Origin of the sequence: Larkinella sp. VNQ87, from assembly GCF_049445795.1 — a bacterium.
Taxonomy (GTDB): Bacteria; Bacteroidota; Bacteroidia; order Cytophagales; family Spirosomataceae; genus Larkinella.
Genome location: NZ_JBMSDT010000009.1, coordinates 237,207 through 255,032 on the forward strand (window position 1 = coordinate 237,207; position 17,826 = coordinate 255,032).

General features: G+C 53.8%; 9 protein-coding genes. 4 read left to right on the forward strand and 5 right to left on the reverse strand.

Features of this window, described 5'->3' with window-relative positions:
• Positions 1-75 precede the first annotated feature (75 nt).
• Entirely contained in the window at positions 76-3,534 is a 3,459-nt protein-coding gene (locus tag ACO2Q8_RS17450; RefSeq protein WP_423346128.1) for a methylmalonyl-CoA mutase family protein, read from the forward strand.
• Positions 3,535-3,580: 46 nt separating this feature from the next.
• Entirely contained in the window at positions 3,581-5,353 is a 1,773-nt protein-coding gene (locus ACO2Q8_RS17455; protein ID WP_423346129.1) for an L-lactate permease, read from the forward strand.
• Between the two features lie 63 nt (positions 5,354-5,416).
• Here ACO2Q8_RS17455 and ACO2Q8_RS17460 read toward each other — a convergent pair whose 3' ends face one another.
• The 5 genes from ACO2Q8_RS17460 to pruA form a co-directional block, all read right to left on the reverse strand.
• A complete protein-coding gene (locus tag ACO2Q8_RS17460; RefSeq protein ID WP_423346130.1) occupies positions 5,417-7,021 on the reverse strand; it encodes a S10 family peptidase in 1,605 nt (534 codons plus the stop codon).
• A gap of 58 nt (positions 7,022-7,079) precedes the next feature.
• The gene (locus ACO2Q8_RS17465; protein WP_423346131.1) at positions 7,080-8,600 is read right to left on the reverse strand and encodes a S10 family peptidase; all 1,521 of its coding nucleotides are present in this window, start codon (positions 8,598-8,600) and stop codon (positions 7,080-7,082) included.
• A 65-nt stretch (positions 8,601-8,665) separates the two neighbouring features.
• Positions 8,666-10,054, reverse strand: coding sequence for a RagB/SusD family nutrient uptake outer membrane protein (locus ACO2Q8_RS17470; protein ID WP_423346132.1), 1,389 nt, complete (start codon positions 10,052-10,054; stop codon positions 8,666-8,668).
• Positions 10,055-10,065: 11 nt separating this feature from the next.
• A complete protein-coding gene (locus tag ACO2Q8_RS17475) occupies positions 10,066-13,122 on the reverse strand; it encodes a SusC/RagA family TonB-linked outer membrane protein (RefSeq protein ID WP_423346133.1) in 3,057 nt (1,018 codons plus the stop codon).
• 321 nt (positions 13,123-13,443) lie between these two features.
• Entirely contained in the window at positions 13,444-15,075 is a 1,632-nt protein-coding gene (pruA, locus tag ACO2Q8_RS17480; protein ID WP_423346134.1) for an L-glutamate gamma-semialdehyde dehydrogenase, read from the reverse strand.
• A 154-nt stretch (positions 15,076-15,229) separates the two neighbouring features.
• On the opposite strand from pruA, the gene ACO2Q8_RS17485 reads away from it, so the two are divergent.
• Together ACO2Q8_RS17485 and ACO2Q8_RS17490 are read left to right on the forward strand one after the other, a co-directional pair.
• A complete protein-coding gene (locus tag ACO2Q8_RS17485) occupies positions 15,230-16,444 on the forward strand; it encodes a proline dehydrogenase family protein (protein ID WP_423346135.1) in 1,215 nt (404 codons plus the stop codon).
• 383 nt (positions 16,445-16,827) lie between these two features.
• Positions 16,828-17,709 carry an AraC family transcriptional regulator gene (locus tag ACO2Q8_RS17490; protein ID WP_423346136.1) on the forward strand — a complete coding sequence of 294 codons (882 nt, stop codon included), beginning with the start codon at positions 16,828-16,830 and terminating at the stop codon, positions 17,707-17,709.
• The last annotated feature ends 117 nt before the right edge of the window (positions 17,710-17,826 follow it).

Here is a 17,826-nt window from a genome sequence, read left to right on the forward strand (position 1 = left end):
ACTTGGTAATAACAATCAATAATACGGCTTTTCCACCATTCTGCCTACTTTTACACAACATTTTGCAATTTGATCATGGTATCGCAACAAAGCCCGAAACCCTACCAGCCCAAACATCCCATTCGCATTGTGACAGCAGCTTCGCTGTTCGACGGGCACGATGCCGCCATCAACATCATGCGCCGGATCATGCAGGCATCCGGGGCCGAAGTGATTCACCTGGGCCATAACCGCTCAGTGGCCGAGATCGTGGATTGTGCCATTCAGGAAGATGTTCAGGGCATTGCCATCACCTCCTACCAGGGCGGGCATCTGGAGTTCTTTAAATACATGATCGATTTACTTCGGGATCGGCAAGCGGCTCATATCAAGGTGTTTGGCGGAGGGGGCGGCACCATTTTACCCCACGAAATCGAGGAATTGCATGCGTACGGCGTGGCCCGGATTTATTCCCCGGACGACGGCCGAACGATGGGCTTGCAGGGCATGATCAACGATTTGCTGGAAAAATGCGATCAGGGCGCGGGCACGCTCCTACAACCGTCGGACCTAAACGGACAACTCACGAAATTACCCCAAACGAAAGACAACCAATTGGTGGGAAAGCTCATTTCCGTGGCCGAAAACGATCCGCAGCGGTTTGACGAAATCCGGCGGCTGGCCGGTTTGCAACAAACGGTTTCGGAACAGCCCGACCGCCCGCTACCCAATGCCGGAAAAACCGTGCCGGTGCTGGGTATTACCGGAACGGGCGGGGCCGGAAAATCGTCGCTGGTCGATGAACTGGTGCGCCGATTTCTAGTGAACATTCCCGACAAAACCATCGCCATTCTGTCCGTCGATCCGTCTAAACGCAAAACCGGTGGTGCGCTGCTCGGCGACCGCATCCGGATGAACGCCATTCACCCCGACCCGGCGGCCGGTCGGGTGTACATGCGGTCTCTGGCCACCCGTCAGGCAAATCTGGCCCTGAGCAAACACGTCCGGGATGCCATCGACATTTGCAAGCTGGCCCAATTTGACCTGATCATCATCGAAACTTCCGGCATCGGGCAATCGGACACGGAAATTACCGAACACTCGGATGTGAGTCTATACGTCATGACCGCCGATTACGGAGCAGCCACGCAACTTGAAAAAATCGACATGCTCGATTACGCCGATGTCATTGCGATCAACAAGTTCGACAAACGCGGCTCGCTGGATGCCCTGCGCGATGTCCGGAAGCAATACCGGCGCAATCACGCAATAACTCAATCCGGTATTTGGGAATTACCGGACGAGCAATTACCCATCATCGGCACCATTGCCTCCCAGTTCAACGATGCCGGAATGAACGCCCTCTTTGCGCTTCTGCTGAGCCAGCTTGAACAAAAAACCGGGTGTTCGTTTCCGAAAAAAACCGGCCCAGTTTCCAGCAATCCGGTAGCCTCAGCCATCATTCCGCCTGAACGCGTTCGGTATTTAGCAGAAATTGTCGAAAGCAGCGAACGCTACGATGCCTTTGTCCGGGAGCAGGTTGCCATCGCCCGGAAGCTGTACCAACTGGACGGAATCCTGAAAACCGCCGGGTTAACCGCTGCCACGGGTGATGAAATCAAGACCATTTACACCGATTTCGAAAACCGGCTTCACCCCGACTGTCGGCAGTTGCTGAAAGCCTGGCCGGAACTCAAACAAAAATATCAGGTCGACAGCTACCAGTATCAGGTTCGCGACAAAACCATCCAGCAAAGCCTGACATCAACTTCCCTATCTGGGTTACGCATTCCGAAAATCAGCCTGCCCCGGTACGAAGACTGGGGTGATGTCCTGCGCTGGTTGCTGACCGAAAACGTGCCCGGTGAGTTTCCGTACGCGGCTGGCGTGTTTCCGCTGAAGCGCGAGGGCGAAGACCCGGCCCGGATGTTTGCCGGGGAAGGTGGTCCCGAGCGCACCAACCGGCGGTTTCATTACGTTTCGAAAGGCATGCCCGCCAAACGGCTCTCCACGGCATTCGACTCGGTGACGCTCTACGGTGAAGACCCCGACGAACGGCCCGATATTTACGGCAAAATCGGCAATTCGGGCGTCAACATCTGCACACTGGATGATGCAAAAAAACTCTACAGCGGTTTTGACCTCTGCGACCCGGCCACCTCGGTTTCGATGACCATCAACGGCCCCGCGCCCATGCTGCTCGGTTTTTTCCTGAATGCCGCCATCGACCAGCAGTGTGAGAAATGGCTGCGCCAGCAGGGGGCAGAGGGCATGGGGCAGAGGGAAAACGACGCTCCCCATACCCTCCGCCCTCTGCCCCCTGCTCCAACCTACAACGGCCCCCTACCCGATGGGAACGACGGCCTTGGACTGATGCTGCTCGGAACGACCGGCGATCGGGTTTTGCCGAGAGAGGTATATGAAAAGATCAAAGCCGATACGCTCCGACGGGTGCGCGGGACGGTTCAGGCCGATATTCTGAAAGAAGATCAGGCCCAAAACACCTGTATTTTTTCGACCGAATTTGCCCTTCGGATGATGGGCGACATTCAACAGTATTTCATCGACCAGCAGGTTCGTAATTTCTACTCCGTTTCAATTTCAGGGTACCACATCGCCGAAGCGGGTGCCAATCCGATTTCCCAACTGGCCTTCACACTCTCGAACGGTTTTACGTTTGTGGAGTACTACCTCGCCCGGGGGATGCACATCGACGATTTTGCACCCAACCTTTCGTTCTTCTTCTCCAACGGTATGGATCCCGAATACTCGGTGCTGGGTCGGGTGGCGCGTCGCATTTGGGCGAAGGCCATGAAGTACAAGTATAAGGGCAACGAGCGGTCGCAGAAACTGAAATACCACATCCAGACCTCGGGCCGGAGTCTGCACGCGCAGGAGATTGCCTTCAACGACATCCGGACCACGCTCCAGGCGCTGACGGCCTTGTCGGACAACTGCAACTCATTGCACACCAACGCTTACGACGAAGCCATCACGACGCCGACCGAAGAAAGCGTGCGCCGGGCAATGGCAATTCAATTGATTATCAATAAAGAATTTGGGTTGTTGAAAAATGAAAACCCATTGCAGGGTGCTTTCATTATCGATGAACTAACGGATTTGGTCGAACAGGCGGTTTTGAACGAATTCCGCAGCCTGAACGAACGCGGGGGCGTACTGGGCGCGATGGAACGGATGTACCAGCGCAGCAAGATTCAGGACGAATCGATGGTGTACGAGATGCAGAAACACAGCGGTCAGTTGCCCATCGTGGGCGTCAATACCTTCCTCGACCCAAACGGTTCGCCGACGGTTTTACCGCAGGAAGTCATCCGCTCGACTGACGCCGAAAAACGCTACGCCATCGAATCCCGGAAAGCCTTCCAGGAAAGAAACCGCGAAGCCGCCGAATCGGCTCTGAAACTAGTGAAGGACACGACCCTGGCCAACGGCAATAGTTTCGAAGCCTTGATGGAAGCCACGAAAGTTTGCACGCTGGGGCAGTTGTCGCGGGCTTTGTACGAAGTGGGTGGGCAATACCGCAGAAATATGTAACTTACCCGGTATTCCTACAAACACCCCTTTCCTGTTTTACATCGCTATGGCCTGGCAGCAACCTACCGATCCGACTGGCAATCCTGTGTTGTCTGTGCTGGTCGCGTCCGTTCCCATCCTGTTTATTTTCTGGGCTTTGATTATCCGGAAAATGAAAGGTTATCAGGCTAGTTTGCTGGCAACGGCTCTTACCCTGGCAATTGCCCTTTCCGTGTACCAAATGCCCGTCAGACTGGCGGTTTTGTCTATCGGTCACGGCGTACTGTATGGGCTGTTTCCGATCTGCTGGCTGGTAATCATGGCGGTTTTTCTGTTCAACATTACCGTTCAGAGCGGCCAATTCGAAATCATCAAACACTTCATGGGCACCATCACCGCCGACCGGCGGCTCCAGGCCCTGCTGATTGCCTTTTCATTCGGGTCGTTCCTGGAAGGAACCGCCGGGTTCGGTGCGCCGGTCGCGATTACAGCCGCCATGCTGGTTGGGCTGGGCTTCAATCCGCTTTATGCGTCGGGGATTTGCCTGATTGCCAATACCGCTCCGGTGGCGTTTGGCTCCATCGGCATCCCCATTACCGTAGCATCCCAGGTGTCCGGGATTCCGGAGTTGGCGATCTCGCAAATGGTGGGCCGGACGCTACCGCTGCTATCAGCAATTTTGCCGTTGTATTTGGTCACGCTGGTGTCCGGTTTTAAAAAAGCACGGGAAGTCGGGCCTGCACTATTGGTGTCGGGCGGGTCGTTTGCGGTTTTGCAGTGGGCAACCTCCAACTACCTGGGACCGTATTTACCGGACATCGTCGCAGGCTTGGGGTCCATCCTTTGTTTGATGGTTTTTCTAAAATTCTGGAAGCCAAAAACGATCTGGCGGTTTGCCGATGAAGCCCCGACTACCACCGATGCGACGATGCACTATTCGGGCGGGGCGCTGCTCCGGGCCTGGTCGCCGTTTTTTATCCTGACGCTTCTGATTATTGCCTGGGGATTGCAACCCATCAAAGACGTGCTGAATACGCTCGGTTCTGTCCAGTTCGAAGTACCGGGACTGCATCAGGCTATTCAGAGCAGCGACGGCACGCTGATTCCGAAGGTGTTCAAGTTCAATTACCTCTCGGCCGCCGGAACGGCCATTTTGCTGGCCGCGTTCGTGACGATGCCGCTGGTCAACATCTCGTATCAGCAGGGGCTCACGATCTTCGGCAACACCCTGAACCAGTTAAAATTTCCGGTGTTAAGCATCACCAGCGTTCTGGCATTTGCCTATCTCGCCAACGATTCGGGCATTACGCTGACGCTGGCCGACGTGCTGGCCAATACCGGCGCTCTGTTTCCCTTTTTTGCGCCCGTACTGGGCTGGCTGGGCGTTTTCATTACCGGTTCCGACACCTCCGCCAACGCGTTGTTCAGCAAGCTCCAGTACGCAACGGCCACGTCCATCGGTGTCGATCCCGTCGTGACGGTGGCCGCCAACGTTTCGGGGGGCGTGGTCGGAAAGATGATCTCTCCGCAGTCGATTGCCGTGGCCGCAGCCGCCGGGAACCTCGTTGGGCACGAATCCGCCCTGTTCCGGTTTACGGTCAAGCACAGCTTCATCATGCTTGCGGTGATTTGCGGAATCGTATTGGTGCAGGCGTATCTCCTTAAGTGGCTGATTCCCGCGTATCAGATGCTGGACAGCAACGCCATCGCTGCTACCCCGGATTTGACTAAAGGGTACATTTATTTGCTCCTGCTGGCCGGTGCTCTGGCGGTTTTTTCGCTGCTGGTAGCCCGCCGAAAGAAGAATGTCCCGGTCCAGGCCAAACGAAAAACCCTCTGAAGAACCGACGAATCCGTTCGTTCAGAGGGTAGGTAAACAGGGGTTGCAATCGTCTCGAACCGATTAGGGGGCCATCGTATACTTAGCCGGTTGACTGGCTTTGGGCGTCGATTTTTTGATGAAAGCCCGGAGGTCGTCGTTGGCCGACACCAGGTCTTCCTGCCGCAAATACATCATGTGACCGCTGCGGTAGCCTTTCCATTCCATGCGGTTTTTCAGAACACCGCTGGGATCCATCTGCCACATGTTGTATTGGGCGTTGAAGTAATCGCAGGCGCCATCGTAATAACCGGACTGCACCAGCAGATTCAGGTACGGGTTTTGGGCCATCGCCTGCCGCAGGTTTTCGCCGGTGTTGTCGGCGTTTTCGCCCGTCCGCAACCACGGCTGCACGGGGCCGAACATGTAGTATTTCAGGTCGGTTTTGTAGCCGAGCACCTGGCGGAAATAGTAGTTGATCGGCGGGGTGAACGAGTGCAACCAGGAGGTCAGCTCAGCCGCGTACTCCGGCCGTTCGCCCGCGTCCTGGCTATCGATCCCCAAATACCGGGAATCCAGCCGACCGACCGTGTAGCCCCGCGTCCGCAGCAGTTCCTTCCAGAAAAACGAAGTCGGAATGTTCAGGTTGTGTTCCAGAATCACCTTTTCCGACAAACCGGAATACTGGGCGTATTTGGTCGCAATCTGCTTCCGTTTCGCCGGATCGACAAAACCGCCCATCGTCAGCGTCGGAATCAGTTCATCGATGGTAAACTTCTCCACTTCGGGCAGCAGCGCCACCAGGTCTTTCTTCTGTAAATCAGTGCTTAACGCCTTGTGATACCAGGCCGTGGCGGCATAATACGGCAGCATATTCGCTTCGGAAACCGGACCGCGACGCTCGATGCCGAGGTTGGTCGGCGACACCAGAATCACCCCGTTGATGTACATCCAGTTGGCATTTTGCAGCTCCAGTGCCAGACCCGACACCCGGGTGGTTCCGTAGCTTTCGCCGATCAGGTATTTCGGCGACGACCAGCGGTTTTTCCGGCTGACAAACGTGCTCAACCATTCGGCCAGGTATTTGATGTCGGCGTTGACCCCGAAGAATTTCGACTTGGGCACGCTGTTGTTCGCCGGCCGCGAGTAACCGGTATTGACCGGGTCGATGTACACGATGTCGGCCACGTCCAGAATCGAGTTCGGATTGTCTTTCACCGTGTACGGTTGCACCGGATAGCCTTCGTTGTCGATGTTCAGCAGTTTCGGGCCGGTGTAGGCCAGGTGCATCCAGACAGACGCCGTACCCGGTCCGCCGTTGAACGAAATCACCAGCGGACGGCTGGCCCGGTCTTTCACATCCGAGCGTTCGTAATACGTAAAGAACACGCCGGCAATCGCTTTGCCGTTTTCGTCCCAAACCGGCTGCGTACCGACCGTCGCCGTGTATGGCACCTTCGCGCCCTTGATCGTGACGGTATTGCTGGAGGTGATGGTGGAATCCATCAACAGTTTCAGGTCGTTGGGACCCGGTTTCGGGGCATAGTTGGCGATACCCGGCGAAGGAGCCGGCGTAGCAGCCGCCGGACTGGTTGGCGCACCGCCCCCGCCGGGCCGCCGTTGTTGCTGGGCCAGGGTGAACGAAGCCGTGGTGATTCCGAGTGCTAGGGCAATTATAATTCGCTTCATGGATTTCTTTGCAGGTTAAACGTAATGGTTACACGCAAAACAGGTTAGGTTCAGATGCTCACTTTCCACTGGCGGTGTTGGTGGGCGCTTCCGTGTATTTAGCCGGTTGTCCGGATTTGGGCGTCGTTTTGATGATAAACTGACGGATGTCGTCGTTCGATGTCACCAAATCTTCCTGCCGCAAATACATCATGTGACCGCTGCGGTAGCCTTTCCAGCTCAGCCGATCCTTCATTTTTCCGCTCGGATCGATGTGCCACATGTTGTACTTGGCGTTGAAATAATCCGTCGCGCCATCGAAATAACCGGATTGAATCATCACGTTCAGGTACGGGTTTTGGGCCATGGCCTGCCGCAGGTTTTCGCCGGTATTATCCGCGTTCAACCCTTCGCGGTCCCAGGGGCGGGTTTGGCCGGCGATGTAATATTTCAGGTCGGTTTTGTATTTGAGGTGCTCGCGCAAATAGGTGTTGATGGCGGGCGTGAACGTGTGCTGCCAGGACGTGTTTTCGGCGGCATAATCCGGTCGTTCACCGGCGGTTTGGCGATCGATGCCGAGGTAGCGAGAATCCAGCCGACCCACGTTGTAGCCTTTATCCCGCAACAGTTCTTTCCAGAAATACGAGGTCGGAATGGCCAGGTTGTTCTCCATGACCACTTTTTCGGACAAACCGGAATACCGGGCTACTTTGGCACCGAGTTGCTTTTTCTTTGCCGGGTCCAGAAAACCGCCCCGCGCCAGCGCCGGAATCAATTCATTCACCGTAAACTGCTCGACTTCGGGTAGAATCGCGTTCAGGTCTTTCGATTGCAGATCCTGGGGCAGCTTTTTGTGGTACCAGGCCGTGGCCGCAAAATACGGCAGCACGTTTCCGGCGGCAACGGGTCCACCGCGCTCCAAACCCAGGCCCGTCGGCGATACCAGAATGACACCGTTCAGGTACATCCAGTGTACATTTTGTAACTCCAGCGCCAGACCCGATACCCGCGTGGTTCCGTAACTTTCGCCGATCAGGTATTTCGGCGACGGCCAGCGGTTTTTCCGACCCACGAACGTAGCGATCCACTCGCCCAGGTACTTGATGTCCGCAGTAACCCCGAAGAATTTCGACTTCGGAATCGAATCGTTGATGGCCCGCGAAAAACCGGTGTTGACGGGTTCCACGTAGACGATGTCGGCCACGTCGAGAATCGACTGCGGATTGTCTTTAAAACCGTACGGCTGAACCGGATAGCCTTCATCATCGACCAAAACCCGCTTGGGGCCGGTATACCCCAGGTGCATCCAGCAGGAAGCCGCCCCCGGCCCCCCGTTGAACGAAATAAAGAGCGGTCGCGATGCCCGGTCGGTGACGTCCGAGCGTTCGTAGTAGACGTAAAACAGCGAGGCAATCGGCCGACCGTTTTCGTCCCAAACCGGCTGATTACCAGCCGTAGCAGTGTACGGAACTACTTTGCCTTTGATCGTAACCTGGTCTTTGGTCGTTACGTCGGCATCCAGTTTAAGGGTTCGGTTTTGTGCGAATGCCACCGTGCAGGCAACAAAGCACATCAGGAATAAGGAAATCGAGTGTTTCATAAGTTACTGTCAATCAAAAATGGGTTTTGTCGGAGTATTTGAGGACTGCTTGAGAAGAACAGGGTTCATCGGTAGACTTCATTCTGCTGGATGTTGGTGTTGGTCCGAACCTCAGCCGACGGGAATGGCAGCACCTGCCGACCCGCCACTTTGATGGAATAGCTCGGCAAACTCCCCTTCGACCGGCGCACGCTCGAGAAAACCGTCAGGCCCAGTCCGCGCCGGATCACATCGAACCAGCGTTGGCCTTCGCCCACAAATTCCAGTTTGCGTTCCTGCAAGATGGCCGAAATCAGGTCGGCTTTGGTGGCCGCAGTCGTTTTGGCAATGCCTGCCCGGGTCCGGACCGCGTTCAGGTCGTCGGCAGCACCGGTCAGGTTGTTCTGCTCAGCCCGGGCTTCGGACCGGATCAGGTATTGTTCGGCCATCCGGAGCAACTGGAAGTTGTCGGCATTCTGGGCCGCGCTCCATTTGGTCGTGTAATACACGTTGGCGGTGGTATTCCGGGCCGCCAGGGTTCCGCGCACATCCGCCGGATTGGCCACCATTTGGGCGTACATTTCGTCGTGCAAAGCCGTTCCGCCCCGGCCGTTCTGGCTCGACGGGTAATACCATTGCCGGATGCCCTGCCCGTCGGTCTCGTTGAACTGGAGTTCGAACAAGGTTTCAGCGCTGTTTTTCGTCTTGAAAATCGTCTCGAACGGCGTGTTCAGGGCCCGGTTGGCGATGGCGTCCGTCGCGTATTTCTCGGCGTTGGCCCATTGCTGGTTGTAGAGGTAATAGCGGGCCAGCAGGGCGCGGGCGGCCGGTTTGGTCGCTTTGGCTTTGGACAAAACCGCCGTTGCCCGGGTTTCAGGCAGTTTGGCCAAGGCTTCCAGCAGATCCTTTTCGGCCTGATCGTAGGTTTGGCGCAGCGTGCTCCGTGTGGCGTAATCGTCCTGCGAAATACCGACCGAGGGCGTCAGTTTGATCACCGCGCCTTCCGTGCCGTAGACGTTCGGAACCCCACCCCAGAACCGGGCCAGATCGAAGTAGGCCAGCCCGCGCACGAAATACGCCTGCCCCATCATGTCGTCCTTGTCAGCCTGCGTAACCGACATGCCCGGCACATACGCAATGATGTTGTTCGCAATATCGATACAACGATACAGGCTCGTGTACAAATCCTCGACTTCCGAGTTGTCAGCCCCGAAATTGAATTCGTCAGCCGCAATGAGGGCATCCCAGGTATCGATTTGCTGGGACATGTCCGAGGCCACGTCGCTGATGACCTGCACGCGCCACTGGTAAACAATTTGCAGGTTGTTGTACATCCCGTTGACCACGCCCTGGGCGCTGTTCAGGTCGGTAAAAGCCTGGTTGCTGCTGATTTGCGACAGCGGTTCGATCTCCAGAATGTTGTTGCAGGACGAAACCGTCGCAAGAAACAGGATAGCGGTTAGTATCTTCTTCATCGTACTGAAAATTAAAATGTTAGATTGATCCCACCCATCCAGACGCGGGGTTGCGGCATCACACCCTGATCGACACCCTGCACGGTTTCGGAGGGACTGACGGATACTTCCGGATCAAGACCGGTGTATTTGGTGAACGTCAGCACGTTCTGGCCCGACGCGTACACCCGGACGTTGCCGGCCCCAATTTTGGAAGCGATTGTTTTCGGGATGTTGTAACCCAGCGTCAGGTTTTTCAGCCGCAGGTACGAGGCATCTTCCACGTGCCGCGACGGCCGGAAGTTGATGTCGTAGTTGACCCGCGCCATGCGCGGAATGTCGGTGATGTCCCCCGGTTTTTGCCAGCGATCCAATTGTTGGGCGCTGTAACCCGTCGTCCGCTCCCCGCCGTGTTCGAAAAAGTAGCGGTTGTAGTTGAAGACGTAATTCCCGTAGCTGTACTGGAAGAAAGCTGTCAGGTCAAAGTTGCCGTATTTGAGGGTGTTGTTCAAACCGCCCTGAAAGTCGGGCCAGGCGCTTTTGCCGATGATAAACCGGTCGCGGTTGATGTTGAACTTGCCATCTTCCCCACCCCGCCAGATGATGTTACCGGTTTGCGGATCGACGCCTTTCTGTTCGTGGACGTAGAACGAAAACAGCGGATAACCCTCTTCGATCCGGATGTAATCCCGCGTGAAGGCGCTGATGGGAGCCGCCAGTTTCTTCACCAGGTTTTTGTTGTGGGAAATATTGAACGAAATATCCCAGGTCAGTTTGTTACCAACATTCGGTGAGGCCGTGACGCCTAACTCGAAGCCTTTGTTCTCCATCGCGCCGTAGTTCTGCAACAACACACTGTAACCGGTCGAGCGGGGCGTGGGCACTTCCAGCAGCATGTCTTTCGTCTGCTTGTTGTAATAGTCGAACGTAAACCGGAGTTTGTTGCTGAGCAATGCCAGGTCAAAACCGATGTCAAACTGAGCCGTGGTTTCCCATTTCAGGTCGGGGTTGGCCAACTGAATCGGGTTGAAACCGGGGTAGTTGACGTAAGCCGCCGAACCGCCCGAACCCGGCGTTGGGCCACCGCCCCCGCGCAAACCGCCCCGCTGACCGCCCCACAAACCGAGGGAAGCAAAGTTGCCGATCCCGCCCTGATTCCCGGTTATGCCGTAGCTCATCCGCCATTTCAGTTCGGAAATGGCCTTGAAGCCTTTCATGAAGTTCTCGTCCGACATCACCCAGCCGACGGACGCCGAGGGGAAGAAGCCCCAGCGGTTGTTGGCCCCGAACCGCGACGAGCCGTCGTAACGGAAATTCCCGGTGAACAGGTATTTCTTGTTGTAATCGTAATTGACCCGGCCGAAGAACGACGCGATGGCCCAGGCCGTCTGGTCGGCGTTGGAGTTTTTGACGGCGGCTGCGGCAATGGTCCGGAAGCTGTTGCTCGGAAAACCACTGCCCGTCGCCGATGAAAAGTTATTGGTGTTTTTCTGAATTGTGGTTCCGCCCAGCAGGTTGAAATTGTGCTTGTCGGCCAGCCGGAACTGGTAGGTCAATACGTTTTCGTTGATCCAGTTGAAATCGTGCACCACGCTGCTCGTCGCCGTCCCGCCAATATCGCCCGCACCGGCCACCAGGTTGGTGTTCGAATACTGGTTTTCGTTGATGTAGTTGTTGTCGATGCTCCAGTTGGTCCGGAAAATCAGACCGTTGGCGATCGTCCAGTCGGCAAAGAAGTTACCGATAACCCGATCGGTATTCATGAGGTAGTCGGTTTCGTTGGCCAGGGCCACCGGGCTTTCCCAAACCGGCCGGTTGTAAGTGCCATCGGCGTTGTAAATCGGGATGTTGCTCGGGTAGAAGAAGGCATTTGCCAGGGCCGAACTGGTGTTGTTCCCGTTCTGCACCCGGTTGCGCTTGCTGTTCGTGTACAAAATGCTCGTCCCAAACCGCAGCACGTCGGAAGCCGCGAAATCAATGTTCGCCCGGAAGGATTTGCGGTTAAACAGCGTCGGTTTGATCAAACCCTCCTGCCGGAAGTTGTTGGCCGACACCAGGTATTTGACCTTGTCGTTCCCGCCCGAAATCGACGCATCGATGTTGTACAGCCCGCCATTTTGCAGAATCGGTTCGAGCCAGTTGGTGTTGATGGCCGCGTCGGGATTAGCATAGGGCGCTTTGAAAGCCACGCCCGCTGGGTTCAGGGCCGTCACCGAGCCGTAGGTGTCGGACCAGTTGTTGGCAGCCGCTTCGTTTTGCAGTTTTTCAAACGTCGGCCCATCGACGCGCAGTTTGTTCGGATCGCGCCAGGCCGAGGAGGTTCCGCCGTAGAACGAAACGGAAACATTTGGTTTACCGGATTTTCCTCGTTTCGTCGTGATCAGAATCACACCGTTGGCGGCCCGGGCGCCGTAAATCGCCGTGGCCGACGCATCTTTCAGAATTTCCATCGACTCGATGTCGGACGGGTTAATATCCGAAAGCGGGTTGGTCGGTGACCCAAACGTGGTGCGGGCCAAATTCTGGGAAACAATGGGCACCCCATCGATAACGTACAACGGCTCCGAACTCGCGTTGATGGACGTTGCGCCCCGCACCCGCACCATGACGCTGGTTCCCGGCTCACCGGAACCGGCACTGACCTGTACGCCCGGACTCCGACCCTGCAACACCTGATCGGGGCTGGGGCTGGGCAGGTTTTTAATCTGGTCGGCGCTCACCGTCGAAATCGCTCCGGTAACCGTCCGGCGGTTTTGTGCACCGTAACCCACCACGACCAGTTCCTGCAAGGTCTTGGCTTCGGTTTCGAGCGTTATGGTGTATACGGTCTGGGCGGTTACCGGCACCCGCATTTTCTGGTAACCCACGAAAGAAGCCACCAGCGTCGCTCCAGAAGGTACCTGCAAGGTAAACTTTCCGTCCGCATCGGTTTGCGTTCCTTTCAAGGATCCTTCGATCACAATCGATACCCCCGGTAAAGGCGAATTATCCTCTTTCGCCAGCACGGTTCCTGAAATGGATTTATCCTGCGCATAAACCAGCCAGGCCTGACAGAATAAAAACAAAAACCATAGTAGTTTAGCCTTCATAAATAGTACGGGTTTGGGTGTTGTTAAAGCAAAGAAAAGCATCATTATGGCTCTCAAAATACTCCCAAACTCATTCGGCTAATATCTATTTATTAAAAGACAATTTTGGTTGATTCGCCGAATTATAGCATATTTATCTCCTTACAAGTAGAATAATATTCGGAATATTATCATATCCTATACTGATAAATTTGGACTACTTATCAGCTAAAGCAAGCCAGTATAGCTAATCTGATGAGATTAAATAAGTACAAAAAAAAGCCAGCAGAATGATGCATCATCCTGCTGGCCTGCTGTAATGTAAAACCTGATTAATTTTACTTATTCGTCCGGGTTTAAAAAGGGATAACCGTACTGCCGGGGTGGATCGAACGTTTCCTTGATTGTCCGGGGCGACACCCAGCGAAGGAGGTTCAGCATCGAACCGGCTTTGTCGTTGGTGCCCGACCCGCGAGCCCCGCCGAACGGTTGCTGACCGACCACGGCCCCGGTCGGTTTGTCGTTGATGTAAAAATTGCCGGCGGCATTCCGCAACCCCGTAACGGCTTTCTCGATGGCATACCGGTCGTTAGCCAGCACCGAACCCGTTAAGGCATACACTGAGGTTTGATCGATAATTGGCATAATCGATTCATACTCCGCATCAGCGTAGACATAAACACTCAAAACCGGTCCGAAGAGCTCATTGCACATGGTCACATAGTGCGGATCATCGACGCGCAACACCGTCGGTTGGATAAAGTAGCCCTGCGACTTGTCGTAGGTTCCGCCCGCGACAATTTCAACGCCTTCCGCCCTGGCACGGTCGATGTAGTTCACTAGTTTATCGAACGACTTCTCCGAAATAACGGCATTGACAAAATTCCCAAAATCCTCGACCGGCCCGGTTTTGATCGTTTGCAAATTTTGAATCAAACCCTCCTTCACAGCGGGCCAAAGCGACTCGGGAATGTACGCGCGGGAAGCCGCCGAGCATTTTTGTCCCTGGTACTCAAACGCCCCCCGGATCAGGGCCGTGCAAACCACATCGACCTCCGCACTGGGGTGCACCAGCACAAAATCTTTCCCGCCGGTTTCGCCGACAATGCGCGGATAGCTTTTATACCGGTTGATATTTTCGCCAATGGTTTTCCAGATCGTTTGAAAAACCGGAGTGGAACCGGTGAAATGAATGCCGGCAAAATCCGGATGACTAAAAATAACGTCGCCTGCTACGGGACCATCCACGTAAATGAGGTTAATCACACCGGCGGGCAAGCCGGCTTTTTTCAACACCTCCATGATCACCTGAGCGGCATAAACCTGATTTTCAGACGGTTTCCAGACCACGACATTGCCCATCATAGCCGCCGATGTGGGCAGGTTGGCCGCAATGGCGGTGAAGTTAAACGGCGTCAGGGCAAACACAAATCCTTCGAGCGACCGGTGCTCCATCCGGTTCCAGACACCCGCACTGGAATTGGGCTGCGCGCTGTAAATCTGCGCCATGTAATGTACATTGAACCGCAGAAAATCAATCAATTCACAAGCCGAATCAATTTCTGCCTGGAAGGCATTTTTGGATTGTCCTAGCATCGTAGCCGCGTTGATTCGCGCCCGGTACGGACCGGCCACCAGATCAGCGGCTTTCAGAAAAATAGCCGCCCGTTCCGGCCACGGCAGGGCGTCCCAGGCAGTTTTGGCGACGAGAGCGGCATCAATAGCCGCCTGAACATGGCTGCGGTCTCCTTCGTTATAGTATCCAAGCAGGTGCTGGTGATCATGGGGCGGACAGATGGCTACTTTTTTCTTGGTACGCACTTCCGCTTCGCCAATGTACATCGGAATATCGACTTCCCGGGCACGGGCATCGGCCAGAGCCGCCTTTAACTTGGCCCGTTCGGGCGAACCGGGTGCATAGGTAAAAACAGGTTCATTTGCTGGTTCCGGAACACGGAAAAATCCATTTGACATAATGATCTTGGTGTTAAAAATACGGCATTTCAAAGGTAAAGCGCCCTTTGGCTTAGGCTGCGTCAGAAATTGTCCATGTATCATCCAATATTGCCAAAACCCGCGACCCCGGAATTCCGTCCATTAGATTTGCAGTAAAAACCGTTCCTAAAGGATGAAGATCAAATCCATTATCCCCCTTGATAATACTGCCGATGCCTTTGCGTATAAATCCGATACGCAGTTGCGAAAAGCCAATGCCTTATTTTACCTGATGAATCAAAACTGGCTGGTAAAGCTGGGGGCCAAACTCACCGAGCTGGCCGTTCAGTGGAAATTGCCCGTTAAAAGCCTGATCCGATCGACCATTTTTGAGCAATTTGTCGGCGGAGAAACCCTGACGGAAACAACGGATTTGATCGAAAAACTGAACCAGTTCAATGTCAAGGTGATCCTGGATTACGGAGCCGAAGGCAAGGAAACGGAAGCCGATTTCGATAACATAAAAGAAGAATTTATCCGGGTGATTTCTTATTCGGCAAGCCGATCCAACGTGCCGCTGATTGGGATCAAGATCACCGCATTGGCCCGGTTTGCGTTGCTCGAAAAGCTGAATGATTTTGCGGTGGTTTCGAAGTTCAATACCGTTATTAACACAAGCCCATTGACGTCGTCGGAAAAAGAGGAGTGGGATCGGGTCGTTCGCCGGACGTTTGAGATTTGCGAAATGGCCGCCCAAAAAGGCATCGGTGTCCTGATCGACGCGGAAGAATCGTGGATTCAAAACACCATCGATGCCCTCACGATGGAAGCCATGCTGGCCTTTAATAAAGAGAAAACGGTGGTTTTTAATACCATCCAGTTATACCGCCACGACCGACTGGATTTTTTGAAGTTAAGTCATGTCCTGGCCGTTAAAAACGACATCATTTTTGGGGCCAAGATCGTCCGCGGGGCCTACATGGAAAAAGAACGGAAACGCGCGCAGGAAAAACAGGAAACCGCCCTGATTCAACCCGATAAATCCGCGAGCGATGCGGATTTTAACAAAGCGATCGAGTTCTGCGTCCAACACCTGGATACCATTTCACTGATTGTGGCCAGCCACAACGAATACAGTGTTCAGTACACGATTAATCTGCTGCAGGCCGCCAATCTACCACTAGATCATCCCCACGTCCATTTTTCTCAACTGTACGGCATGAGCGACAACATTACGTTCAATCTCGCCAAAGCCGGTTGCCACGTCAGCAAATACCTCCCCTACGGCCCGATCAACGACGTCATTCCCTATCTTATGCGACGCGCCCAGGAAAACAGTTCGGTAGCCGGACAAACCAGCCGTGAATTATTTCTAATCCGAAAAGAAATGCAACGGCGCAAGCTTTAACCTATACCGGCGGTTAGAGCGGTTATTACCCAGGCAATTCCCATTTACCCCCAATTGGGTGACCTAATTTCCAGACACGGTTTAGAAGAAATTAGATTTATTTAAGAAATACAAAAAACCATCCACAAAGTACCATATATTATTTCTACAACCTACTCCGAGGCCATAGCTTTCGTAAGTATTAGCCAATATTCAACAAATATTATCCCGAACATTGCTTCAAATGCAAAATTTGGCTAATATTGGTATAGACTCCCTTCTCTATTAAAGCACCCTGCTGGCAATTGAGTACCGCTTAGCTCTACACGAATGAGGACTGCTTCCTACTATTGTGTTGTATTATTCTCAGGACAAATGGTTCAACTATTCCCTATCCCAACTCGATGAAAGTACTACAATTTACTCCGCCTGTTCCGCAAGAGGATTCCGTAATTGTAGACGAGGACATCCTTTCGCACTTTTACAATTATTTTCATCGCCACAAGCAATTACAGATTACCCTCGTTATCAAAGGCACCGGCACCCTAATGGTAGGGAATTATAGTCAGGCTTTTCAACCCAATGACATTTATATTTTAGGGGCGAATCAACCGCACATTTTCAAGTCCGACCCGACTCATTTTATCAATCCGCAGGTCGGCAATGCCCACGCCATTCACGTCTTTTTCGACCTGGAACGGCTTCCCAAATCTTTTCTGGATCTGCCGGAAATGGAGTTGATCAGCCGGTTTTTGAGAACCATCCAGAACGGTTTGCAGCTACCGGCCAGGCACGCCAACCACGTGGGGCGAATGATCAAAAAACTGAAGAATAAATCCAGCCTGGATCGGTTGCTGTCCGTCATCAATTTGTTCCAGTATTTCGCCAAGGAAGTCAAGGAGTGGAAATCCTTGCATACGGGGTTCTCGAATTACCCGGTTTCGGATTCGGAAGGGATTCGGATGAACGACATTTTTCAATATACCCTGGACCATTACGCCGAGAACATTACGCTCAGCCGAATCGCCGACATTGCGAACATAACGCCCCACGCTTTCTGTAAGTATTTCAAGAAACACACACGTAAAACGTACAATACGTTCCTGAACGAAATCCGGATTAACGAAGCCTGCAAACGAATCATCAACAGCAGCTACGATGGTATTTCGACCATCGCGTATTCGACCGGCTTCAACAGCGCCACCAATTTTAACCGCGTGTTCAGAAAGACGACCGGCATGTCACCCAGCGATTATATTCGGGCGTATAAAAGTAAAGACCGCTAACTTTATTTTTTTGTTTAATTTCCTATACAAAATGTTTTAAAAGCGAATCTGCTTCGCTTTTAAAACATTTTGTAATTACAGAGAATGGTCCGCTTTTGAAACCGCTTTTAAACTCTC